At 63.4% G+C, this 22,909-nt stretch carries 19 protein-coding genes and 1 pseudogene; 11 read left to right on the top strand and 9 right to left on the bottom strand.

Going from position 1 to position 22,909, the window contains the following annotated elements:
• Positions 1 to 184 precede the first annotated feature (184 nt).
• The gene (locus AC1VON_RS01165; RefSeq protein ID WP_140772640.1) at positions 185 to 352 is read left to right on the top strand and encodes a hypothetical protein; all 168 of its coding nucleotides are present in this window, start codon (positions 185 to 187) and stop codon (positions 350 to 352) included.
• A gap of 72 nt (positions 353 to 424) precedes the next feature.
• Here the strand turns inward: AC1VON_RS01165 and AC1VON_RS01170 are convergent, their stop codons facing one another.
• Complete coding sequence (locus AC1VON_RS01170) at positions 425 to 1,126, bottom strand: winged helix-turn-helix domain-containing protein (RefSeq protein ID WP_483120083.1); 702 nt, start codon at positions 1,124 to 1,126, stop codon at positions 425 to 427.
• Between the two features lie 45 nt (positions 1,127 to 1,171).
• Between AC1VON_RS01170 and AC1VON_RS01175 the strand changes: the two genes are divergently transcribed.
• Both AC1VON_RS01175 and AC1VON_RS01180 read left to right on the top strand, forming a co-directional pair.
• Positions 1,172 to 1,945, top strand: a complete 774-nt coding sequence (locus AC1VON_RS01175; RefSeq protein WP_171883347.1) for a response regulator — start codon at positions 1,172 to 1,174, stop codon at positions 1,943 to 1,945.
• 94 nt (positions 1,946 to 2,039) lie between these two features.
• Complete coding sequence (locus tag AC1VON_RS01180; protein ID WP_172348268.1) at positions 2,040 to 4,127, top strand: ATP-binding protein; 2,088 nt, start codon at positions 2,040 to 2,042, stop codon at positions 4,125 to 4,127.
• Positions 4,128 to 4,247: 120 nt separating this feature from the next.
• Here AC1VON_RS01180 and AC1VON_RS01185 read toward each other — a convergent pair whose 3' ends face one another.
• Positions 4,248 to 4,658 (bottom strand): hypothetical protein, encoded by a 411-nt coding sequence (locus AC1VON_RS01185; RefSeq protein WP_483126254.1) that lies wholly within the window; start codon positions 4,656 to 4,658, stop codon positions 4,248 to 4,250.
• A gap of 489 nt (positions 4,659 to 5,147) precedes the next feature.
• Here AC1VON_RS01185 and AC1VON_RS01190 point away from each other — a divergent pair, with 489 nt between their 5' ends.
• A complete protein-coding gene (locus AC1VON_RS01190) occupies positions 5,148 to 6,350 on the top strand; it encodes an aromatic ring-hydroxylating oxygenase subunit alpha (RefSeq protein ID WP_056575872.1) in 1,203 nt (400 codons plus the stop codon).
• A 178-nt stretch (positions 6,351 to 6,528) separates the two neighbouring features.
• Here AC1VON_RS01190 and AC1VON_RS01195 read toward each other — a convergent pair whose 3' ends face one another.
• Positions 6,529 to 7,146: a TetR/AcrR family transcriptional regulator gene (locus AC1VON_RS01195; protein ID WP_483120086.1), complete on the bottom strand. Its 618-nt coding sequence runs from the start codon at positions 7,144 to 7,146 to the stop codon at positions 6,529 to 6,531.
• A gap of 116 nt (positions 7,147 to 7,262) precedes the next feature.
• On the opposite strand from AC1VON_RS01195, the pseudogene AC1VON_RS01200 reads away from it, so the two are divergent.
• Positions 7,263 to 8,295 (top strand): annotated as a pseudogene (locus AC1VON_RS01200) (aldo/keto reductase).
• A gap of 217 nt (positions 8,296 to 8,512) precedes the next feature.
• Here the strand turns inward: AC1VON_RS01200 and AC1VON_RS01205 are convergent.
• Positions 8,513 to 9,931 (bottom strand): aminotransferase, encoded by a 1,419-nt coding sequence (locus AC1VON_RS01205; RefSeq protein WP_483120088.1) that lies wholly within the window; start codon positions 9,929 to 9,931, stop codon positions 8,513 to 8,515.
• 274 nt (positions 9,932 to 10,205) lie between these two features.
• On the opposite strand from AC1VON_RS01205, the gene AC1VON_RS01210 reads away from it, so the two are divergent.
• Genes AC1VON_RS01210 through AC1VON_RS01220 form a run of 3 tightly spaced genes read left to right on the top strand, consistent with a single transcriptional unit; the run spans position 10,206 to position 13,067 of the window.
• On the top strand, positions 10,206 to 11,123 hold the full coding sequence (locus tag AC1VON_RS01210; protein ID WP_172348264.1) for an ABC transporter permease: 918 nt from the start codon (positions 10,206 to 10,208) through the stop codon (positions 11,121 to 11,123).
• Entirely contained in the window at positions 11,120 to 11,941 is an 822-nt protein-coding gene (locus AC1VON_RS01215; RefSeq protein ID WP_140772657.1) for an ABC transporter permease, read from the top strand. Before AC1VON_RS01210 ends, AC1VON_RS01215 begins: the two co-directional genes overlap by 4 nt.
• A gap of 52 nt (positions 11,942 to 11,993) precedes the next feature.
• Positions 11,994 to 13,067 (top strand): ABC transporter ATP-binding protein, encoded by a 1,074-nt coding sequence (locus AC1VON_RS01220; RefSeq protein WP_483126255.1) that lies wholly within the window; start codon positions 11,994 to 11,996, stop codon positions 13,065 to 13,067.
• A 32-nt stretch (positions 13,068 to 13,099) separates the two neighbouring features.
• Here AC1VON_RS01220 and AC1VON_RS01225 read toward each other — a convergent pair whose 3' ends face one another.
• The 5 genes from AC1VON_RS01225 to AC1VON_RS01245 all read right to left on the bottom strand — a co-directional run bounded on the left by AC1VON_RS01225 (position 13,100) and on the right by AC1VON_RS01245 (position 18,185).
• Entirely contained in the window at positions 13,100 to 14,383 is a 1,284-nt protein-coding gene (locus AC1VON_RS01225; protein ID WP_483120089.1) for a flavin monoamine oxidase family protein, read from the bottom strand.
• Positions 14,380 to 15,456: an extracellular solute-binding protein gene (locus AC1VON_RS01230; protein WP_172348262.1), complete on the bottom strand. Its 1,077-nt coding sequence runs from the start codon at positions 15,454 to 15,456 to the stop codon at positions 14,380 to 14,382. The genes AC1VON_RS01225 and AC1VON_RS01230 overlap by 4 nt, the downstream gene beginning before the upstream one ends.
• A gap of 110 nt (positions 15,457 to 15,566) precedes the next feature.
• Positions 15,567 to 16,649: an ABC transporter substrate-binding protein gene (locus tag AC1VON_RS01235; RefSeq protein WP_483120090.1), complete on the bottom strand. Its 1,083-nt coding sequence runs from the start codon at positions 16,647 to 16,649 to the stop codon at positions 15,567 to 15,569.
• A gap of 48 nt (positions 16,650 to 16,697) precedes the next feature.
• Entirely contained in the window at positions 16,698 to 17,384 is a 687-nt protein-coding gene (betI, locus tag AC1VON_RS01240) for a transcriptional regulator BetI (protein ID WP_056575858.1), read from the bottom strand.
• 6 nt (positions 17,385 to 17,390) lie between these two features.
• Entirely contained in the window at positions 17,391 to 18,185 is a 795-nt protein-coding gene (locus AC1VON_RS01245; protein WP_483120091.1) for a class I SAM-dependent methyltransferase, read from the bottom strand.
• 274 nt (positions 18,186 to 18,459) lie between these two features.
• Here AC1VON_RS01245 and AC1VON_RS01250 point away from each other — a divergent pair, with 274 nt between their 5' ends.
• The 3 genes from AC1VON_RS01250 to AC1VON_RS01260 are packed head-to-tail and all read left to right on the top strand — an operon-like array spanning position 18,460 to position 22,909.
• Complete coding sequence (locus AC1VON_RS01250; RefSeq protein WP_483120092.1) at positions 18,460 to 20,079, top strand: phytoene desaturase family protein; 1,620 nt, start codon at positions 18,460 to 18,462, stop codon at positions 20,077 to 20,079.
• Positions 20,066 to 21,646 (top strand): phytoene desaturase family protein, encoded by a 1,581-nt coding sequence (locus AC1VON_RS01255; RefSeq protein WP_483120093.1) that lies wholly within the window; start codon positions 20,066 to 20,068, stop codon positions 21,644 to 21,646. Before AC1VON_RS01250 ends, AC1VON_RS01255 begins: the two co-directional genes overlap by 14 nt.
• A 3-nt stretch (positions 21,647 to 21,649) precedes the next feature.
• On the top strand, positions 21,650 to 22,909 hold the full coding sequence (locus AC1VON_RS01260; protein ID WP_483120094.1) for an aminomethyl transferase family protein: 1,260 nt from the start codon (positions 21,650 to 21,652) through the stop codon (positions 22,907 to 22,909).

Here is a 22,909-nt window from a genome sequence, read left to right on the forward strand (position 1 = left end):
GGCCCTCTGGCGGGTTGGCCTTGCTGGCATTGCGCGGCCCCTCCGGCTACTTGCTGCCGAGAGGACCGAAGGCCCGCGCCGCGACGGGGGGCTCCGTGGGCGGCGCGGGCACTTCGGGAGTTTCCTGAAGTGACCCGCGGCACATTGATTTTTGACGAATTGGCATTTCTGGGGAGTTGGAACGATGAAAACGAAATTCGCGGCGTCGGTGCTTTCCGCATTGCTTTATGCGCAGGGCCTGCTCGGCTTTGCCGCCCTTGCCACCGTGCTTCTGAGGGATCGTGCCCAGGCCAATGAACTCGTCATGAGCAACGACATGCCATCAGGGCCGTCGCTGCTGGTGGTACGCTGAGCTTCGGGAGCATCGGTACGAGGGGGGGGAAATCCGATGCTCAGCCAGAAAGATCTTCCGGGCACCCTGCCATCAGTCGGCGAATTGCTGCGGCGGATCAAACCGGTAACCGGCGCCGCGTATGGTGGTGATGGTCTCGGTGTCGAGCTTGCGACGCAGCCGCACGATGCGCGAATCGATCGAGCGATCGAAGGCGTCGGCGTTCTCGGCCGGTGCCGCGGCGATGATGTCGTCACGCGTCAGCACCTTGCGGGGGCTCGCCAGGAACAGCCTGAGCAGCGCCACCTGGCCGGGCGAAAGCTGTTCTTCCGCGCCGGAGCGGTGCATGACGATGGCCGACCTCAAATCGACGGTCGCATTCTCCAGCACGATCAATTCCTGGGTGCCCCTGCCGCGCCGCGAAAGCAGGCCGCCGACACGGGCGGCGAGTTCCCTGACATTGAGCGGGCTTTCGACAACGTCGGCCGCACCCAGTTCGAGCGCCAGCACCTTGTCGACCAGATCGGTAGGCCGGCAGATCAGGATGAAGTCGGGGCCATCCCCGCCGCCCTCGCCTTGGCCGCCATGACGCCTGAGCAGATCCCGCCCTTCCGCCTGGCTGAGACTGTCACCGACGACAACGACATCGATGCCCTTGCCCGCCAGCAGCGATTCCGCCTCCCACGGCTGTCGCGCCTGGCGCACGTCATGGCCACGCCGCTCGAGATGGTCTGCAAGTTCGGTCGCGACCACCTCGGCGACGGAAACAAGCGCGATGACGGCTCGTGAGGCCATGTTTTCCAACCATTCCCTTGCAACCGGATATGAGTGCTGGACATGATGTTTATACCCAATCTACTTTCCACTGAAAGTGGGAGCGAGTGCATCGTGCGGGCAAGAATTGTTATCGTCGAGGATGAGCCCGACCTGAGGGACGCGGTTGCCGAATATCTCGGCGCCGCCGGCTATGACGTGGCGACCGCGGAAACCGCGGCCGCCGCGCGCAGCCTGATCGAGACGCAACCCTTCCATCTGGCCATCCTCGACATCGCCATGCCGGGCGAGGATGGGCTGTCGCTTGGCCGCTGGCTGCGCTCGAAAATGCCGATCGGCATCATCTACGCGACCGCCGCCGGCACCGCGCTCGACCGCATCGTCGGGCTGGAACTCGGCGCCGACGACTACATCGTCAAGCCATACGAATTGCGCGAAGTGCTGGCGAGGGTCCGCAGCGTGCTGCGCCGCGTTCCGCAGCCGACCGAGCTGCTCGACAGGAAAGCGAAGACAGATCGCCGCTCGGTCGCCTTCGGCCCGTTCCAGGCCGATCTCGACGGCAGGCTGGTCACCGGTGCCAATGGCGCCGTGATCGACATGGCCAAGAGCGAATTCGACGTGCTGGAGGTCTTTCTGACCCGCGCCAACCGGCTGCTGACGCGCGCCGCGATCTCGGAGGCCATCGGCTTCACCGAGGATCCGGAATCGTCGCGCGCCGTCGACATCCGCATCATGCGCCTGAGGAAGAAGATCGAGATGGACCCGGCCAACCCGAAATTCCTGCGCACGGTGCGCGGCGAAGGCTATATCTTCTCGCTGCCGACCGGCGACGGCAACTGAGCGTCAGGCCCACAGGGTTCAGGTTCGCAGCCGTTGCTCGCCGATCGAATTTGGGCCGATCGAATTGGCAATGACCTTGGAATAACGGCTGACAATGACGGGCGAAGCAACAAGCACGGATATGCAGGGATTCAGGCAGGGCGCGGCGATGGCGGCCGTGCGCGTCGTTCGTCGGCTACGCGAGGCCGGCGACTGGCAGCGCGAAATGGTCGGGATATTGGAAACGCTGTGCCGGGCCATCGAATGCCAGCGCGGCATCCTGTTCCGCTTGCGTGAGCTGCCTGGACAGGGTTTTGCCCAGTCGGTGTCCGCCTATTGGATCGACCCCGACTTCGGTGGAGAACTGGCCTCGCCGACCGTCATCATGCAGTCGATCGTCAACTCCGATCCGCTGTTGGAGCGGGTAGCCGAGGACGAACGGCAAGGCAAGATCTTCGCCGGGCACACGCGCAATCTCGAAGGCTTCCTGAGAACCGATTTCGAAAAGCAGAGCATCAAGTCGTTCCTGTCGGTGTCGGTCTTCGCGCATGGTCATCTGTGGGGCACGCTGGCCGTCAATGACTGCGTCGGCGAGCGCGAGTGGACCGATGAGGAAGAGGCGACGCTGCACATCATCGCGCTCGCCATCGGCGACGCCATCGAACACTCGCCCTCCGACGCCCATGCCAGCGAAGTCATCCGGCGAACCATGCTACAGGCCTCGCTCGACGCCATTATCGTCATCGACGAGGCCGGATCGATCATCGAATTCAATCCTGCCGCCGAAAAGATGTTCGGCTTCCGGCGCAGCGACATCCTCGGCAAGGACCTGCTCGACACCGTCGTGCCCGTATACTACCGCAAGGGCTATTCCTCGGGCGCCGATTACATGTCGGGCCGCGGCGCCCCCATGGTTGGCCAGCGGCTCGAGACCGTGACGCAGAATGCCGCGGGCGAGGTGTTTCCGATCGAACTGACGGCGACCGAGATGCGGGTGGCCGACCGCCGCCTGATCTTCGGCTCGATCCGCGATTTGCGCGACCGGCTACGCGCCGAGGAAGAGATCAACCGGCAGCGCGAGAAACTGCACCAGAACGAGAAGATGGCGGCGATGGGCTCGCTGCTCGCGGGTGTTTCGCACGAGCTCAACAACCCACTGGCCGTGGTGGTCGCGCAATCGACACTGCTGCATGAATTCGCCACCGATCCACAGACCAAGGTCCGTGCCGAGAAGGTCCGCGCCGCCGCCGAGCGCTGCGGCCGCATCGTCAAGAGCTTCCTCTCCATGGTGCGCCTGCATCCGGCGGCGCAGACCGAGACCGATCTCAACCAGGTGATCCGCGCCGCCCTGGAGGTGACAGCCTATGGCGCCCGCTCGAGCGGCATCATCATCGATACCGATTTCGCGCCCGGCCCGCTGCTGGCCATGGCGGACGCCGACCACGTGACGCAGGTGGCTGCCAACTTCTTGATCAACAGCCAGCATGCGCTTGCCGGCATTGCCGGCGACCGGCTGATCAAGGTGCGGACATTCCGTACCGATCGCGGCAATCCCGGCTTTTCGGTCGAGGACAACGGGCCCGGCATTCCCGAGGCGATCCGCAACCGCATCTTCGAATCCTATTTCACCACCAAGCCCGTCGGCGTGGGCACCGGCATTGGCCTGTCGATCTCGAAATCGATCATCGAACGGCACAATGGCAATGTCTGGTTCGAGGAAGTTGTGCCCAGAGGCGCGCGTTTCGTCGTCCATCTACCGGCCATCTCGACGGGCATCGCCGCCGCCGGCGAGACGCAGCCACGCTCGAGCGGCCTGCGCCATGCCTTGATCATCGACGACGAACCTGACGTCGCCGGCTCGCTGTCGGACATTCTCGAACTGATGGGCATCAAGTCGCGGATCGCGCCTGTCTGGGTATCGGGCACCGCCACCTTGAGCGGCCATATGCCGCCGGACATCGTCTTTTCGGACCTGCGCATGCCCGGCACATCGGGCATTGCGATCTACCGCGAACTGCTTGCGGAGAGGCCTGACCTCGCACGACGTTTCGTGCTGGTCACCGGCGATCTGATCGGCGCCAAGGCGGAAATCGAGGCCTTGCCGGCGCAGCAGCGGCCGCAGATCCTGGAAAAGCCGTTCAGCACGCTGGACGTGCGCAGCGTGCTTTCAACGATTGCCGAGCAGGCGGCGGCGAAAGGGTAAAAAGAGGCTCCCGGCCGACTGCGCGGCGGGAGCCGAAGAGAGCGCTGGAGGGAGCGCTCGGGGAGGTCAGAGCGTGATCCCGAAATGGGAACCGGTTTCGGGATCACGCTTCGACGGAAATCAGAAAATGTTTGGCGTTTTGGTCAGCGGTGCGGCATTGGCGATCATGCGGATCGCGCGAGCCTTGTGCGTGCCGGACTGCTCGGCGATAGCACGCAGGCAATCCACGCTCTCGGCGCCCCAGGCCTGTCCCTTGCAGGCGAAATCGAGCGTCGGCATCGGCAGGCGCGCGGTCTTGATTGTCGTCGGCGCGCCGTCAACGACGTTGGCCGGCGGGTTCAACGAAGCGAAGGCCGGCCCGACTGTCGGCGTAAGCGCCATGCCGACGAAGGCGCAAGCAGCCAGCCCCATGAACATAGCCATCGGGTGGTCGCTGGCGCGTTGGCGCAGCGCCAGTTTCGGGCGGCGGTCAGCGCGCTCTGGAGCCTGGAGGCGGTGCTCGCCGCTGATGATCTTGACTTTCGCATGCATTGCCTTCCCCTTCGTTGCGTTTCTTTTTGATGATGAAACGAACTTACTCGCGCTTTGTAACAGCATGAACGTGGTGTAGACCTGGAAATGTAACCAGGCCGAAACAGAAGTTTCGGGCAAAATCGGGCAGAATCGGTCATCCCAGCTCGAATTTGGCCGAGGCAAGCGAACCTCAAGTCCCACACGCGATCCCGGCCCCAGCGCCTGCCGAACAGCAGATCGGCCGGGGCGCGGCGCGCTTTTTGCCTCCGGCCAGGCGTCTTGCCCTTCGGTTTCCGCGCCTCGGGAAATCGTGCTGAAACGGCGTCTCGGAACCGAGGCTAACACCCGGATTCTCCGCGATTTTCCTGGGCAGCAGCCATATCGAATTCAGCCGAAGGCGACGCCCAAGTCTCGCCTCAGAATCCTTCGTATTTTCACAAGCCATTGCATTTCAATGCAAAATATGATTTTATTGAATGATTATTCAACAAAAAGAAGAGACGTTTTATGAACCCGCACCTCCGTGACGTGGCGATCCCCAACGATTGGGACCGGCGGGGACTACCGGGCTGGAGTTACCATTCCGATGCCCTTCTCGAACTCGAGAAGGAGCATGTTTTCCGCAACCACTGGCAGATCGTCGGCCATGTTTCCGACATCCCGAACGCCGGCGATTACCTGACCATGGACGTGGTCGGCGAACGTGCCCTCATCGTGCGCGGCAAGGACGGCGTCGTGCGCGGCTTCAACAACATGTGCCGCCATCGCGGCAGCCGCGTCGTCGCTGACAGCCAGGGCAATTGCAAGAACGCGCTGGTGTGCCCGTTCCATGGCTGGGTCTACAATCTCGACGGCACACTACGCGGCGCCGCGCGCCCGCGCTCCTTCCCCGACCTCGACAAGACCGAGTTCGGCCTGATGCAGCTCGATCTCGAAATCTGGATGGGCTTCATTTTCATCCGCTTCCGCAATGGCGGCCCGCAGCCTTCGGTCGCCGAACTGATGAAGCCGATCGAACCCGAATTCGCGCACTACAATGCCGCCGACATGGTGCCGTCCTGGGGCATCTGGACCCAGAAGACCCCGGTCAACTGGAAGTCGGTGCGCGATGTCGACAATGAGGGCTATCACGTCGCCATGGCGCATCCCGCCTTGCAGGATCTCTATGGCGCGACCTATTTCGATGAGCCCTTCATCAACGGCGTGTCGCGATCCTTCGCCACCTACAACCCGCATGCCGGCCGCCGCTGGAGCGTCAGGAACTACGTCAAGATCGCGCCTGAGCCGACGCACTTGCCGGACTATCTGAAGAAGGCATGGGTCTACTACGGCATTTTCCCCAATGCGGTCATTTCGGTGATGCCGGAATCCGTGCAGTTCTATCAGGAGTTTCCGCTGTCGACGGGTCAGACCCTGCTGCGCGGCGCCATCTACCGTTACCGTGACGAAAGCCGCGAGCAGGCCGCCGCCAGGTACCTGTCCTTCCGCATCGACCGCGACACCATGTCGGAAGATGTGCAACTGTCCGTGTGGTCGAACGAATCCATGCTCTCCGAAGCCTTTGAGGGCTTTTATCTCTCAGACCTCGAATACGGTGTGCGGACCCACCACGACCATCTGCGCAAGATGCTGCCGGTGCTGGGCCTCGAGACCGCGCCCGAGGAGAAGGACATGTGGAATCTGAACGACGCGCTCAGGTCGCGGTCCTAGAGCAGTTCACTATTTCACGGAAACGGCGAACCGCTCTGGCTATTTGTTTTTACGCAATTCCGGACCGAAAGCCGTTTCACACTTTTCCTGGAATTGCTCCAGGCGAGGCGCAACCGGACCCCGTGCGGGCAAATGTGGCTCGCTTCAAACCGGGCCGAGCGATGCTGGTGCGGCCCCGCTACGACGACTTCGCGCCGTGGCGCAGCCCGTCGACGAGGAGAGCGACCATGCGCTCCGCGCGGCCGCTTCCGGCATTGTGGGCCGACATGCACAGGCTCGCCACCGCGCCCAGAAGCTCGTCGGCATCGACATCGGCACGAATTTCGCCGGCGTCGGTCGCGGTCTTCAGAAGCGTGCGCAGGGCAGGCCGCAACCTCTGGTCGAAGTAACCCGGCAGACTGTCGAAGGCCGGATCTCCTGAATGCAGGGCCTTGGCGAGCCCGCGCTTGGCCGCGACGAAGGCCGCGTATCGCTGCATCCAGTTCGCCAGCGCATCGAAGGGTCCGTGGCCGGCCGACAGGATCGATGCTGCGTCCGCGCAGGCATCGATCTCGCGGCGGAAGACGGCGGCGATCAGGTCGGAGCGCTGCGGAAAGTGCCGATAGACGGTGCCGACGCCGACGCCCGCCCTTTCCGCGATCTCGCGCACCGGCGCATCCACGCCGGAGCTCGCAAACACCGCCATGGCCGTCTGGAGCAGCGTTTCGAGATTGCGCCGAGCGTCGGCGCGCACGCGCCGGTCGGCGCGAGCCTGAGGCTCCAGGCCACCATCCGAATCGTCTGTCTGGTCGTTCACGGCACACCCGCTTACAAAACGGAACATTGTTCCGTATAAAACGGAATACTGTTCCGCTTAGGCTGAATAGCACAGCAAGGCAGTGCTGGCCACAACCCTGCACCAAGGAGAACGTTATGCACTACCGCACACTGGGACGGACCGGCATCAAGGTCAGCCCTTACTGCCTGGGCGCGATGATGTTCGGCGGACTGGGCAATCCCGACCACGACGATTGCATCCGCATAATCCACAAGGCCCTGGATCACGGCATCAACTTTATCGACACCGCCGACCGGTATAGCCGCGGCGAGTCGGAGGAGATCGTCGGCAAGGCGCTGAAGGGCCGGCGCGACAACATCGTGCTGACCACCAAGGTGAATGGGCCCCATGGGGGAAGACGCGAACAGCCAGGGCAATTCACGACGCTGGATCATGCAGGCTGTGGAGGCGTCGCTGCGCCGTCTGCAAACGGACCATATCGATCTCTACCTTATCCATCGGCCAGCACCGGACACAGACATCGAGGAAACGCTTTCCGCGCTCACCGATCTGATGCGCGCCGGCAAGGTGCGGGCGATCGGATCCTCGACCTTCCCGGCCTCCGAGATCGTCGAGGCCCAATGGGTCGCCGAGCGGCACGGGCTAGCCCGTTTCCGCACGGAACAGCCGCCCTATTCGATCCTCGATCGCGGCATCGAGCGCGACGTGCTTCCCACCTGCGAGCGACATGGAATGGGAGCGATGGTCTGGAGTCCATTGTCGAAAGGCATGCTCACCGGGCGTTACCGCAAGGGGCAGAAGATGCCCGACAGCCTGCGGGTAAAATACATGCCCAGGCAAATGTCGGATGAGCGCAGCCTGGATGCGGTCGAGCAACTCATCCCGTTGGCGAACGAAGCCGAACTGTCACTCACCCACATGGCGATGGCTTTCGTGATGGCTCATCGGAGCGTGACATCGGCCATTCTTGGACCGCGCACAATGCAGCATCTCGACGATCTGCTCGCCGGCGCCGAGGTTCGCCTCGGCGACGACGTTCTGGATCGGATCGATCAGATCGTCCCGCCGGGAACCGATGTCGGACTGAATGAGGCCAACTACAACCCGCCGGCGATCCTGCAAGCCGATCTGCGCCGCCGGCCTGCCGGCGAACGCGCCGCTGCATAGATCCGGAAGACCGGAGGAGATCACCATGCAGGACAAACCCGTCGCCCTGGTCACCGGGCCAACCAGGGCATCGGCCTTCAGATCGGGAAGGACCTGGTTACGCACGGCTTCACCGTGCTGGTCGGGTCGCACAATTTGGAGCGCGGGGCGCGTTGCACTGCTGGGCCCGGATGGTCCAACAGACGTTCACGCCCGTGAAAAGGGGAGAAGGTCAGCCTTACCCCTGCCACACGCCTTCCCGACGCAAGTCATCCATCGTGCGTGAAATGCCTTCGCGCAGGATTTCGACCATATCGTCGATCTGCTCGCGCGTGATGATCAGCGGCGGCGACATCACGCACATGTTGATCAGCGGACGCACCAGCAGGCCAAGCTCATGGCAATGGGCGTCGATGCGTTTGCCGACATCCTTGTCAAGTTGCAGCGGGTCCTTGCTGTCGCGGTCGGCGACGCATTCGACGCAGCCCATCAGCCCCACGCCGCGCACCTCGCCGACCAACGGCAATTCTTCCAGCGTCTTCAGCTGCGCCTGGAAATAAGGGGCAACCGCCTGCGTGTGCGCAAGCACGCTTTCTTCCAGCAGGTCGAGGTTCTTCAGCGCCACGGCGCAACCGACGGGATGGCTGGTGTAGGTCAGGCCGTGGCCGAACATCGCATCGGGATGGTTCGAGCGGCGCAGTTCTTCAAGCAGCCGTTCCGAGATGATGACGCCACCGAGCGGAAAATAGCCCGAGGTGACGCCCTTGGCGAAGGTGATCATGTCGGGGTCGATGCCGAACACGTCGCCCGAGGCGAAGACATGGCCAAGCCGGCCAAAGCCCGTCACCACCTCGTCGGAGACATAGAGGATGTCGTTGTCGCGGCAGATCTCGCGGATGCGTCCGAGATAGCCATCGGGCGGCACGACGACGCCGCCGGAGGCCTGCACCGGCTCGCCGACGAAGGCGCCTATTCTGTCGGCGCCGACACGGGCGACCGTGTCGCGGAACTGGTCGACGAGGAAATCGGTGAAAGCGGCAAGGCTCATGCCTTGCGGACGGCGGAACGGATCGGGCGAGGACAGCTTGATCACCAGCTCGTCGGCACCATCCATCCAGTCGCGGTCGCGCGGGCGGCCGTTGAGCGAGGCCGACAGATAGGTCGAGCCGTGATAGGCACCGCCGCGCGAGAGGATCAGCTTCTTTTCCGGGCGACCGCGCACATTGTTATAGAACTGCATGAAGCGCAGTGCCGTCTCCACGGCCGAAGAGCCGCCAGTGGTGTAGAAGACATGGCTGAGATCGCCCGGCGCATGGCCGGCGATGCGCATGGCAAGCTCCGCCGATGGCGCGTTCATCGTGTACCAGGGCGTGTTGTAGGACAACGCCATCGCCTGGTCGTACATCACCTTCGCCAGTTCCTCGCGGCGGTGGCCGACATTGACGCACCACATGCCGGCCGGACCGTCGATCAGCCGCTTGCCGGTGTTGTCGGTGATGTAGATGCCGTCGCCCTCGCCGATCAGCGCGCGTGCTTCCGCACCGACGGAACCGGCATAAGGCCAGGGCTGGATGAGATGGTGCTTGGCCAGTTCGATGGCATCGTCGCCGCCGGCCTCGGCCGTCTCGGTCGCCCTTAGATCTCTCGCAGCCGCCATGATCGCCTCCACATCATCTCGTCGATTTCTTCTCGGGCATGCAATTCAGCGTCAAATGCCGAAAATCCTGGCTTTCTTGGCTTCATTCTGAATGTCCGTTCAATCAATATTGCAGAAATAGCGCTTGATTTCAATCCGCGGATACGGGCATGATGAAAGAAAGCCGGCAAGGGGAACAACAAGTCGGCGCCAGCACAATGGGATGCCGCATGGCGGAACAGTCCAGGCCAGCAACCGAAATCACGCCCGGAACCCTGCCCCCGGGAGCCTGGCAATGACGGCGGCTGCGGAAGGGTCGCCCCCGCTGCGCATGACGCGGGCCAGACGAAATGCCCTTCTGCAGTCCGAGCCGGTACAGGGCTTTGCCTTGATCAGCCCGACCTTTCTCTACGCGCTCATCCTGCTGGTCCTACCGATCCTGGTGGTCATCGCCCATTCCTTCTGGACGCAGCATTACCTGACCATCGACCGCACCTTCACGCTGGAAAACTATCGCGTCGCGCTGACCGAACCGATCTACCGGGATCTGTTGTTGCGCTCGCTCTACATCTCGCTGACGGTGAGCCTGTTCACCGTCATCCTCGCCTACCCGATCGCCTATTTCATTTCCTTCCATGGCGGCCGTCACAAGAGCCTGTGGCTGTTTCTCATCACCATCCCGTTCTGGACCAGCTATCTCCTGCGCGTCATGTCCTGGAAGGTCATCCTCGGCTACAATGGGGTCCTGAATTCCGGCCTGATGGGCCTCGGCATCATCGACGAGCCTTCGACGGCCCTGCTCTACAATTCGAGCGCCGTCATCATCACGCTTACCCACGCCTGGGCGGCCTTCGCCATCCTGCCGATCTTCGTCTCGCTGGAGAAGGTCGACCGCACGCTGGTCGAAGCGGCCACCGATCTTGGCGATGGCCCCTTGCGTTCGTTCCTGCGCGTGACCTTGCCGCTGTCGGCGCCAGGCGTCATCTCGGCGGCGCTGATCGTCATGATCCCGACCGTTGGCGACTACGTCACGCCGAAGCTCGTCGGCGGCAAGGACGGCGTCATGATCGCCAATGCCATTCAGGCGCAGTTCGGCAAGGCCGCCAACTGGCCGCTTGGTGCCGCCCTTTCCGTCACCACCATGCTGATCGTCACCTTGATGGCCGGCGCCACGGTGCTGATCATCCGCGCCTTGCAGAGGCTGGCACGATGAGGGCACGGCGTTTCCTTTCGGGCGGCTGGCTGTCCGTCTATGCGTTCCTCTATATCGTCTTCCTCTATCTGCCCGTCATCTTCCTGCCGATCTTCTCGATCAACACCGCACCTACGCCGAAATTCCCGCTCACCGGCTTCACCCTGCAATGGTATGCGGACCTGCCGCACACGCCGGCCCTGCTCGACGCCGCCTGGAACAGCCTCAAAGTCGGTGTCTGCGCATCGGTTCTCGCCACGGTGCTCGGCATCCTCGCCGCCCGCTCGATCACCCGCTACCGCTATCCCGGTCGCCGCACCATCAACGGCCTGATCATGGCGCCGCTGGTGCTGCCCGAGGTGATCGTCGCCATCTCCATGCTGCTGGTGATGCTGCAACTGGGCTTGAGCCTGTCGCTGTTCACCGTCGTGCTCGGCCATGTGCTGGTCTGCATCCCCTATTCGATGACGGTGCTGACCTCCGGTTTCGAAGGCTTTGACCGCAGCCTGGAGGAAGCCTCCGCCGACCTCGGCGAAAGCGCCTTCGGCACCTTCCGGCGGGTGACGCTGCCGATGGTGGCGCCGGCCATCATCTCGAGCCTGCTCGTCTGCTTCACCATCTCGCTCGACGAATTCATCATCGCCTTCTTCCTGACCGGCACCGAAGCGACGCTGCCGATCTACATCTGGGGCCAGTTGCGCTTCGCCTCGAAACTGCCAGGCGTGCTGGCGCTGGGCACGCTGCTGCTCGTTGCTTCTTTCCTGTTGATGACAGTTGCCGAAATCCTGCGCCGCCGCGCGGCCAGACGCACCCAGAACGAGGGAGGCCTCTATGCCTGAACAGCCGCAGATCGAGCGCCTCCAATCCGATCGGGCCCAGTCCGATCGGGCAATGATCGAGATCCGCAACGTCACCCGCAACTATGGATCGTTCAAGGCGCTGGACGATGCCTCCCTGACCATCCGGGAGGGCGAATTCTTCTCGCTGCTCGGGCCGTCCGGCTGCGGCAAGACCACGCTTTTGCGCATGATCGCCGGCTTCGACAACCCGACCAGCGGTTCGATCGCGGTCGGCGGCCAGCCGATGGAAGGCATCCCGGCCAACCGACGGCCGACCAACATGGTGTTCCAGAGCTATGCGATCTTCCCGCACCTCAATGTCGAGCAGAATGTCGCCTATGGGCTGAAGCGGCTGAAATTGCAGGGCGGCGAAGAGAAGCGCCGCGTCGAGGAGGCATTGGCGCAGGTTTCGCTGACCGGCCTTGGCAAGCGGCTGGCCACCGAACTGTCAGGCGGCCAGCGCCAGCGCGTGGCGCTTGCCCGCGCACTGGTGATGCGGCCCAAGGTGCTGCTGCTCGACGAGCCGCTGTCGGCGCTCGACAAGAAGCTGCGCGAGCAGATGCAGGTCGAACTGCGCCGCCTGCAGCAGGCAGTCGGCATCACCTTCGTGCTGGTCACCCACGACCAGTACGAAGCGCTCGCCATGTCCGACCGGATCGCCGTCATGTTCGGCGGCAGGATCGCGCAGGTCGCCTCGCCCAAGGAAATCTACCAGCGTCCGGTCAACCGCCAGGTCGCCGACTTCCTCGGCGGCATGAACTTCGTCAAGGCCGAGATCGTCGAGGAGAACGGTGCCTCGCTGGTCGTCGACACGCTGGGCTTCGGTCGCGTCAAGACTGACAAGCCGAAGACTTTCGTGCGCAATGGCGGCGCCGCTACGCTCGGCATAAGGCCCGAGCGCCTGCGTGTTTTGTGGGACAATGCGACGGCAAAATTCGAGGTCGCCGGCAAGGTGGTCGAACGCCACTATTTCGGCGAGATCACCCATCTGATCGTCGAGATACCCGGACTGGAAAAGCCGCTATCGGTGACCGAGACCAACGATTTCGGTGCCGACGACATTCCCGTCGGCACCCCGATCCGTCTCGCCTACGATCCGGAAGCGCTGGTGGCGATGGGGGATTGAAGTATCATCCCCAATAGCGGAAAGGATCATGCTCAGCCAACAAGCTCGGCGATTATCTTTCCGGCCGCGATGCGCCCGGCGACGATCCCGCCTTCGACATAGCCGGGGAATGACGGCGACAGTTCCGAAGCGGCGAAATGCACCGGCGGCGCACCCGCAAGAATCGTCCGCTCGGCATCCCTGGCCGTCACGTCGACGATGAGGTCGCTATAGGCGCCGCCACTCCAGCGATCGTGTATCCAATCGCGCGAACTGAAATCAAGGATATCGCCGGCATCCGGACCGAGCGCTTCCTGCAATCGTGCCGTCACTTCCGCACGAAGTGCCGTTTCGCTCAGCCCCCGCCAGCGCAGCGCGAGAGGTCCGCCGATGAAGACGACGAGCGCGGCATGCTCCGCATCCTTGCTGGCATCGCAGGCGAACAGCCCGGGCAGGTCGCGCCACATCACCATGCCGCTCAAACCTTGCTCGCGCCAGAATGGTTTGGGATAGCGCACCAGGATCTTGATCACCGCGCCGCTTTCCCAGACGCCAAGCGCCGTCGCGAGTCTCGTCGGCAAGGGTGGTGCGAAATCGAGCTTCGCGGACCTCGCCGGCGGGAACGCGACCAGCACGTGTCGCGCTTCGATCGCGCCATTGCCCGTGACGACACGAACGCCTTGCGGCCCATGCTCGATGCGCGTGACCGGTTCGTTCAGCCGCACCCGGTCGCCGAGATCGCCAGAAAGATCCTCGGCCAGCGACTGCATGGTCTCGCGCAGGGAATACTGCAGTTCGGGCACTTCGTTGGTGATGCGCCGGTCATTGTCGATCAGGTACCAGAGCGGCACCTTGTCCATCGGCAGGCACCACAGGCCTTCGATCATCGAGCGGAAGGCCGTCTTGGCATCGGTGGGATCACGCTGGCGTTCCAGCCAGGTCGCGACACTCATGCCTTCTATCGAAGGATCGCCCGGCTCGATGCCGTTCATGCGCTCGCGGATCGCCATCGCACCATGATAGGTCTGCTTGGCCTCCTTGGCCGGCATCGACGGATGGGTGATGAAATCGCCCTCGACATAGGTGGTGACGAACGTCTTGCCGCGTGCCTTCGCAAGCGCCATCACTTCCGGCATGTCCTCGCACAGGAACTGGCCGCCGCTGTCGATGCGCTCGCCAAGTCCGTTGCGGACCGCCTCGACCCGTCCACCGGCACGGTCGCGCGCTTCGAGCAGCAGGAAGCCTATGCCGGCCTGCTTCAACTCAAGCGCAGCCGACAGGCCGGTGAAGCCGGCACCGACGACGACGACGTCGGTTCTTTCCAGTTCGCTCGTCAATAGCCCGCCTTGATCTTCTCGAATTCGTCGACCATGCGCTTCTTCAGATCAGGCGCGACCGGCTGCTGGAACAGCGTCTTGTCGAGGAACTTGTCGATGTCGTCGAAGCCGCGCTCGGCCAGCACCTTGTGGTCGATCGCGGCCATGCCGGCGCTGTTGCCATGGCCGTAGCCGAATGTCGTGACCATGTATTTCGAAATATCGGGCGCGTTGACCGCATTCAGGAAATCATAGGCCTGGTCGAGCTTGCCCGGCGCGTCCTTCATCAGCACGTAGCCGCACACCCAGGTCGACATGCCTTCCTTGGTATCGCGGTTCATGGCGACGGGAACGCCTTGCCCGTTCATGGCGATCAGTGTCTGGCCCCAGCCCCAGGCGAGGTCGACCTCATTGCCGGAAAAGGCCTGGTCGATATCGCTCGAGTCGGTCCAGTAGAGACGGATGTTCTTGTGCACCTGGCGCAGGAAATCGGATGCCTCCTTGAATTGCGCGTCGGTCATCTTGGTCCAGTCCTTGAGGCCGATCACCAGGCTCGCCAGCGCGTAGGCGTCGTCGACATTGTCGCCGATGGTGACGCGGCCCTTGAATTTCGGGTCGGCCAGGATCCGCAGCGACTGCGCCTGCTCGGCCGTCACATTGTCTGTGCGGTAGAGCAATGCCGTATTGCCCCAGTCGAACGGCATGAACCAGGCCTTGCCGTCCTCGGTGGTGGCGAGGTTCTTCATCGCCATGATGCCGGGATTGAGGTCCTTCCAGCCGGCAATCCGGGATGTATCGAGCGGCTGCAACAGCCCCGCATCGCGCCACTTCGCCACGCTTTGCGAACAGGGATGCGCGATATCGGCCTTGAAGCCTGCCCGCATCTTCTCGAAGGCTTCATCCTCGTCGCCAAAGAAGGCGAAGGTAGGCTCGGCGCCGTGTTTGGCGGTGTAGGCCGGATGCAGCAGCGGGTCCTCGTAGCCGGACCAGTCGAACACCACGAGATCGCCGCCGCCTTCCGCCCAGGCATAGACCCCGCCGGCGCCGATCATGCAGGCGGCGGCAAGTGCAAGGCGGCGTAGCATTGGCGTCATGTGAAACTCCCCCTTGGCGAAAAAGCTGCCGCGAGGTTAGGAGAAATCATCTGCTTTGGCGAGGGTCGTCCGCTGCACCGAGGCGGCAGCGGACGGACCGTGGAACGAGCTCAGTACCCGGCTTTGATCTTCTCGAATTCAGCGATCATCTTCAGCTTGAGATCGGACGGCAGCGGCGACTGGAACAGCGTCTTGTCGACGAATTTCTGCACGTCGTCATAGCCTTTTTCCTTCAGGATCGCAGGATCGACGCCGGCCATGCCCTTGGCATTGGCCTGGCCATAGCCCCAGTCCTTGACCAGCACCTTGGCGGTCTCCGGATCGTTGACAGCGTTCAGGTAATCATAGGCCTTGTCGATGTTGCCGGGCGCATCCTTGAACAGCACATAGCCGCAGACCCAGGTCGAGATGCCTTCGTTGGTATCCTTTACGGACTTGATCGGCACGCCTGCCTTGACGGACTGCACCGTCGCGTCGTTCCAGGCCCAGGCTAGGTCGACCTCGCCGCCGCTCAGCAGCTGCACGATGTCAGTGGTATCGGTCCAGTAGGAGCGGACGTTCTTGTGCACCTGGCGCAGGAAGTCGGACGCCTGCTTGAACTGGTCGTCCGTCATCTTGGTCCAGTCCCGCAGGCCGATGGCCAGGCTCGCCAGCGCATAGGCATCGTCGACATTGTCGCCGATCGACACCCGGCCCTTGAACTTCGGATCGGCGAACGCCTTCAGCGACTGCACGTCCTTGGCGTCGATCTTGGAGGAATTGTAGGTGAGCTGCGTGTTGCCCCAGTCCCACGGCATGAACCATGCCTTGCCATCATCGGTAGTGGCGAGATTTTTCATCGCCATGATGCCGGGATTGAGGTCTTTCCAGCCCGTGATCTTCGAGGTATCGAGCGGTTGCAGCAGCCCGGCTTCGCGCCACTTCGTCACGCTCTGCGAGCAGGGGTGACCGAGATCGGCCTTGAAGCCGGAACGGACCTTCTCGAAAGCCTCGTCCTCGTCGCCGAAGAAGGCGAAGGTCGGCGAATCGCCGTTCTTCTCGACATATTTCGGGTGGAAGCTCGGGTCCTCGTAACCGGACCAGTCGAACACGATCAGGTCCTTGTCCGCGGCGACGGCGAACGCTGCCGCCGAAGCCGCAAGCGCGCCGCCCAGCGCCAATGTCAATGTCAGGCGTCGGCTAAGTTTCTTCATGCTGTTCCATCCTCTTTTGGTCTTGCCGGTCTTGGCGGCCGGCTGTTGCTAACCGTAATGCTTCGGGAAGGCAGCGGCCAAAAAAGCATTGGCCGCCTGCAAGGCTGTTTCGCGCGTTGTGTCCTCGGTGCCCATCATCAGCCGCAGCCACAGCCCTTCCAGCATGGCCGACAGCGCCAGCGCCATCACCTGGGGCTCATAGGCATACGCGCCGCTCTGCTTGAGCGCCGTGCAGAGATCGATGAAGACCTGCTGGTAATAATTATCGCGCGAACTGCTCAGCGCCTGATAGGTGGGCCGCGACTTGGCCTCGCCCCAAAAGGCCAGCCAGGCGGCGAGCTTGCGCTTGTTGCAAATCGAGCGATCGAAGTCGGCCCACACCAGTTGCTGCAGCTGCCGTGCCGGATCGTCGCCTGCCTTCTGCAGCGCGGCGCGCCAATGCGCAGAGTACTCGTCATACATATGCTGCAGCGTCGCGATCAGCAGCTTTTCCTTGCTCTCGAAATGGAAGTTGACGATGCCACGCGAGAGGCCGGCGCCATCGGCGACATCGGCCATCGTCGTCTCGGCGTAGCCGCGCCTGGCCAGCGAATCGATCGTTGCCTCGATCAGCTGCAATTGACGGACCTCCTTCGAAGCCTTGCGGCCGCGCTTTTCGGCGTCGCTCTTTCGCGTCGTTTCGGCGAGAACGTCCCTGGCCTCGGAAGTCTTCATGGATGTGACGGTCTCCAGCATTGCCGGCTACCCAACCGGCTTCCAACCGCGCAGATGAGTGGGGCGGTGCTCGCCACTGTCAAGCACCTTCTGCATTGCCTCCCAGGTCCTGATGTTCTTGTCGACATAGGCCGCGCCGACCGCGGCCGCGGCCTGGAGGTAGAGCGGTCCCTTGAGCCGTGCGAGTTCCCCGCGCGCGACCTCGCGGTACCAGGGGTTGCGGTCGCGCACGGTGATGTCGCCAAAGCCGGCGCCACGCATCGCCTGCGCATAGCGCGCCGGCGAGGCCATGGCGAAGGACAGCCCTTCGGCGGCGACATAGGCCTTCATCTCGGGTGACGGTTCGCCGTCATGCGAAATCATCCAGTTGGAAGCGGCAAAGACGCCACCCGGTTTCAGCACGCGGAAGATTTCGGCGAACAAGGCGTCCTTGTCGGGCACATGCAGCAGCGCATCCTTGGAGAAGACGACATCGAAGGAGCGATCGGCAAAAGGCAGCGGTCCAGGAGGCGATTGAACGAAGCTGGCGCGATTTGCGAAGCCACGCGTCGCGGCTCGCTGTCTGGCCGCTTCGATCACCGGCTGTTCGACATCGAAGCCGGTGGCATGGGCGGCGCCGTGGCGCTCGATCAGATGCAAGGTGATGCCGCCGGAGCCGCAGCCGATATCGAGGACCGTCTTGCCCTTGAGCGAAAGCCCTTCGACCACCCGGTCGACCTCATCGGGACCGCCCGGCGACAGATATCCCTCGCCCCACAGCGCCTCGAGGAAGCGGATCGCGGTGTCGTCATACTCCGGCTCGGCGTCTGCCGTTTCGATCATCAGCCCTCGATCCCCAATCGATGATTGCCCAGTTCGAACGCCGGCAAAGCCTAGCGCATGCCCGAGAAAACGCAACATCATTTGTTGAACATTCATTCAGAATGGCTGGACAGAATGGCCGATGCCATGCCAAATTCCGCATATTCGGGAATAGATCACGCAAAAATGAACAGCGGGTCGCACTGGGCATTTCCAGGAAAAGTATGAGCGTTTTCCCGGGAAACCGCACAGCGCACGCCTTGGGAATTGCGCAGAAACAAAGAGACTGGCCACAATGAAAGCTTGGGACGCGATCGTTATCGGCGGCGGACACAACGGCCTGGTCAACGCCTGCTATCTGCAGCGCGCCGGGCTCGACGTGCTGGTGGTGGAGAAGAACGACTGGGTCGGCGGTGCCGCCACCAGCCGCGAGCTGACACCCGGTTTCCTCTATTCCAACTGCTCCTATGTCTGCTCGCTGTTCCGTCCCGAAATCATGCGTGACCTCGAACTGCCGCGCTTCGGCCTGCAGGTCATCTCCTATGAGGGCGGCGCGGTGTTCACCCGCGACGGCGACTACCTCGCCAACTACCGCGACCATGATGCGCACCGGCGCGAATTCGCCCGCTTCTCGAAGCGAGACGCCGAAGCCTATGACCGCTACGCCCGCGACGTGACACGGCAGTGCCGTTTCATTCAGCCGCTCTTGATGCGCACCGCGCCCGACCCGACCAGCCTCAAGCCGCGCGACCTCGGCGAGTTGCTCTATCTCGGCAGGAAGTTTGCCGGCCTGTCGGCGGAAGAAATGGCGCTGACGCTACGCTTCTGGACCATGTCGATCTCGGAATTCCTCGACGAGTATTTCGAGACCGATGTCATCAAGGCCAACTTCGCTCTGTCCGGCATCATCGGCACCGCGCTCGGGCCGATGTCGCCCGGCACAGCCTACGTGCTCTTGCATCACTATATGGGCGAGGTCGACGGCTCGGTCGGCGCCTGGGGCTATGCGCGCGGCGGCATGGGCGCGGTCACCAAGGCGCTGGCCGCGTCGTTCAAGGCCTCGGGCGGCACCATCCGCACCGGCGCCGAGGTCGACCATGTGCTGGTCCAACGCGGCAAAGCCAAGGGCGTGGTGCTGGCTGGCGGCGAGGAGATCTACGGCAAGCTCGTCGTCTCCAATGCCGACGTGAAGCGCACCTTCCTGAAGCTTGTCGAGGAGAAGGAACTGCCCGACATTTTCCTGCGCCGGGTCAGGAACTTCAAGATCCGCGGCTCGTCAGGCAAGGTCAACATCGCGCTCGATTCGATGCCGGAATTCCCGGCGCTGCCGAAGGATTCGCCGGTCTATCGCGGCGACATGCATTTCACCGATTCGATGGAACGCATGGAACGCGCCTATGACGACTGGAAGGCCGGGCGCTGGTCGGCCGATCCTTTCCTCGACATGGTGATCCCGACGATGCTCGACCCGACCATGGCGCCGCCGGGCAAGCATTTCATGAGCTGCTTCGTGCAATACGCGCCGCCCAAGGTGAACGGCCGCGAATGGACCGATGCCGATCGCGACGGCTTCGCCGAGAGCGTGATTGCGCAGATATCAGAGTATTCGCCGGGCTTCCGCGACCGCATCATCCACATGGAGGTGCGCACGCCGCGCGAGATCGAAGCCGAGGTCGGCCTCACCGAAGGCAACATTTTCCAGGGCGAACTGACCTTCGACCAGCTTCTGTTCAATCGCCCGGTGCCGGGCTACGCGCAATACCGCTCGCCGGTCGGCGGTCTCTATATGTGCGGCTCCTCCACCCATCCGGGCGGCGGCGTCATGGGCGCGCCCGGCCGCAATGCCGCTGCCGAAATCCTGCGCGATCTCGCCAAATCCACCTCGCATATGAGCCCGGCCCATGACGTCATTTGATGCACCAAGATGGGATGTGCTTGTCATCGGCGGCGGCCACAACGGTCTCGTCGCCGCGGCGACGCTTGGCAAGGCCGGCCGCAAGGTGCTCCTGCTGGAAGCGGGCAGCGAAACCGGCGGCGCCGCGCGCACCGAGGAATTCGCGCCGGGCTTTCGCGTCTCATCGATCGCCCATGTGCTGAACCGGCTGCACCCCGACGTGGTGAAGACGCTGGAGCTGGAGAAACACGGGCTGAAAATCACCCGCGCGGACTTCCTGCCATCGGCGGCACTGTCGAAGGACGGCCCATCTTTGGTCCTGCATGGCGCCTATGGCGAAGTGCTGACCGGTACCAGTTCCTCCGAGCAATCGGCCTGGAAGGAATTGCGCGCGCAGCTGCTGCGCTATGCCGGCATCCTGAAGCCGTTCCTGTCTCGACGCGCGCCCGATCTCGCCGGCATGTCGCTGCTCGAGACCGCGTCACTCGGCCAGACCGCGCTGGCGCTGAAAAAGCTCGGCAAGGAAGACATGCGCGACTTCCTGCGCGTGCTGCTCATGAACGTCGCCGACCTGCTCGACGAACAGCTCGCAGACGACCGGCTGAAAGGCCTGCTCGCCTTCGATGCGACGCTCGGCAGCCATCTCGGCCCGCGCTCGCCGACCTCGCTGCTCGGCCTCTACTATCGCCTCGCCGGCGAGAACGGCGGGGCATCCGGAGCACAGATGCTGCCGCAAGGCGGCATGGGGGCCGTTGTCGCCGCCATCCGCGCCGCGGCGGAGATGGCCGGCGTCACCGTCCGGACATCGGCTTCCGTTGGAAAGATCATCGTCGAGAAAGGCCGCGCCATAGGCGTCACGCTCGACACCGGCGAGGAGCTGCGCGCCAGGACGGTCATCTCCGCCATCAATCCAGCGACAACCTTCCTCGACCTTGTCGGGCCGCGCGAGCTCGACACCGGCTTCGTGCGCAAGGTGAAGAACATTCGGATGAAGGGCGACGCGGCGAAACTCAATCTGGCGCTCGATCGGCCGCCGCAATTCGCCGGCGTCGATGCCGCCGGCCACAAGGGCAGGCTGGTCATCGCGCCTTCGCCCGATCATGTCGAACGCGCCTTCAATCCATCCAAATATGGCGAGTTCTCGGCCGAGCCGGTGATGGAGATCACCCTGCCCAGCCTCGCCGATCCGTCGCTCGCGCCTGATGGAGCCTGTGTGCTGTCGGCTGTGGTGCAATACGCCCCCTACGCGCTGAAGGAAGGCTGGAAAACCGGCAAGCCGAAATTCCTCAAGGCAGTCATGGCGCAGCTCGAGGCTTACGCGCCGGGCATCGGCAAGAGCGTTGTCCATGCCGAGTTGCTGACGCCGGCCGATATCGACACGCGTTACCGCATGCCGGGAGGCCATTGGCACCACGGCGAATTGCAGGCCGACCAGATGCTGATCTCGCGTCCCGTCTCGGGTTGGTCCGGCTACGACACGCCGCTTGAAGGATTGTTCCTGGCCGGTGCCGGCTCGCATCCCGGTGGCGGTGTCTCCGGCGCACCCGGGCTCAACGCCGCGCGGCGCATCATTGCGATGAAGAGGTAGGTCATGGCCCAGGCAACCAGGAAGAAGCCCGTTGCAAAGACCGCCAGCGCGGCTGTTTCCGCGCGCATCGCCGCGCAAGGCCATTTCCGCACGCTGCGCCTCGGCACCCCGTTCCAGCCGCGCCTCGATGCACTGGCCAGGACTCAGGACTGGTATAACTGGGCGGGCTACCGCGCGCCGCATTCGCTGTGGGACGAGGAGCTGGAATATTTCGCCATCCGCAGCCAGGCGGCGCTGTTCGACATCTCGCCGATGACCAAATACCGGATCGAAGGACCGGATGCCGAGGCCTTCCTCGACCGCGTGACCTTGCGCGACGTGACCAAGCTGAGACCTGGCCGTGTCCACTATACCGCCTGGTGTGACGACGAAGGCTTTGTCCTCGACGACGGCACGCTGTTTCGCCTGTCGCCGACGCGCTTTCGCCTGTGTTCGCAGGAGCGGCATCTGCCCTGGTTGCTGGACAGCGCCATTGGATTCGACGTCACCGTCGAGGAAGAAACCGAGGGCGTCGCCGGGCTCGCCCTGCAGGGGCCAACTTCCTTCGCCGTGCTGCGCGATGCCGGCTTCACCGGTGTCGAGAGACTGAAGATCTTCGACCTCGCCGAATTCGCCCATGACGGCGGCACCGTCACCATCTCGCGCACCGGCTTCACCGGCGATCTCGGCTACGAGTTGTTCGTGACCGCCGACAAGGCGCTGAGCCTGTGGGACCGGCTGATGAAAGCGGGCGAACTGCGCGGCATCCGTGCCATCGGCTACACGGCGCTGAATCGCGCGCGGCTCGAGGCCGGGCTGATCGTTGCCAATGCCGACTTCACCACCGCCGAACATGCCATCCGCGCCGATCGCCTGCGCATGCCCGACGAGATCGGGCTCGGCTTCATGATCGATCCGGAGAAAGGACACTTCAACGGCCGCCGCGCCATCCTCGAAGCGCGCGCCAAACGCAGGCTGCGCCATGTGCTGGTCGGGCTGGAGATCGAAGGCAACATCCCCGCCGAACACGCCATCGTCTACCACAAGAAAAGCCAGGAGGTTGGCCTGGTCAGCGCCGCCATGTGGTCGCCGATGGCCAAGCGCAACATCGCCATCGCCTCGCTGGCGCGGCCCTATGGTGATACCATGGTGGACGACCTCTGGGTCGAGATCTACGCCATGCGCGAGCTGCAATACCAGAAGCTGATGAAGCGGGCCAAGGTGGTGGCACGGCCCTTCATAAAACTCGACCGCCGCACCGCCAATCCGCCGGCGGATTTCTGA

This window comes from Mesorhizobium sp. HAY1-8B (assembly GCF_056868045.1).

Bases quoted from the DNA above. Each gene is read 5' to 3' on its own strand.
- AC1VON_RS01165 (WP_140772640.1), top strand. From the start codon at position 185: ATGAAAACGAAATTCGCGGCGTCGGTGCTTTCCGCATTGCTTTATGCG.
- AC1VON_RS01170 (WP_483120083.1), bottom strand. From the start codon at position 1,126: ATGGCCTCACGAGCCGTCATCGCGCTTGTTTCCGTCGCCGAGGTGGTC.
- AC1VON_RS01175 (WP_171883347.1), top strand. From the start codon at position 1,172: ATGTTTATACCCAATCTACTTTCCACTGAAAGTGGGAGCGAGTGCATC.
- AC1VON_RS01180 (WP_172348268.1), top strand. From the start codon at position 2,040: ATGACGGGCGAAGCAACAAGCACGGATATGCAGGGATTCAGGCAGGGC.
- AC1VON_RS01185 (WP_483126254.1), bottom strand. From the start codon at position 4,658: ATGCATGCGAAAGTCAAGATCATCAGCGGCGAGCACCGCCTCCAGGCT.
- AC1VON_RS01190 (WP_056575872.1), top strand. From the start codon at position 5,148: ATGAACCCGCACCTCCGTGACGTGGCGATCCCCAACGATTGGGACCGG.
- AC1VON_RS01205 (WP_483120088.1), bottom strand. From the start codon at position 9,931: ATGGCGGCTGCGAGAGATCTAAGGGCGACCGAGACGGCCGAGGCCGGC.
- AC1VON_RS01210 (WP_172348264.1), top strand. From the start codon at position 10,206: ATGACGGCGGCTGCGGAAGGGTCGCCCCCGCTGCGCATGACGCGGGCC.
- AC1VON_RS01215 (WP_140772657.1), top strand. From the start codon at position 11,120: ATGAGGGCACGGCGTTTCCTTTCGGGCGGCTGGCTGTCCGTCTATGCG.
- AC1VON_RS01220 (WP_483126255.1), top strand. From the start codon at position 11,994: ATGATCGAGATCCGCAACGTCACCCGCAACTATGGATCGTTCAAGGCG.
- AC1VON_RS01230 (WP_172348262.1), bottom strand. From the start codon at position 15,456: ATGACGCCAATGCTACGCCGCCTTGCACTTGCCGCCGCCTGCATGATC.
- AC1VON_RS01235 (WP_483120090.1), bottom strand. From the start codon at position 16,649: ATGAAGAAACTTAGCCGACGCCTGACATTGACATTGGCGCTGGGCGGC.
- betI (WP_056575858.1), bottom strand. From the start codon at position 17,384: ATGCTGGAGACCGTCACATCCATGAAGACTTCCGAGGCCAGGGACGTT.
- AC1VON_RS01245 (WP_483120091.1), bottom strand. From the start codon at position 18,185: ATGATCGAAACGGCAGACGCCGAGCCGGAGTATGACGACACCGCGATC.
- AC1VON_RS01250 (WP_483120092.1), top strand. From the start codon at position 18,460: ATGAAAGCTTGGGACGCGATCGTTATCGGCGGCGGACACAACGGCCTG.
- AC1VON_RS01255 (WP_483120093.1), top strand. From the start codon at position 20,066: ATGACGTCATTTGATGCACCAAGATGGGATGTGCTTGTCATCGGCGGC.
- AC1VON_RS01260 (WP_483120094.1), top strand. From the start codon at position 21,650: ATGGCCCAGGCAACCAGGAAGAAGCCCGTTGCAAAGACCGCCAGCGCG.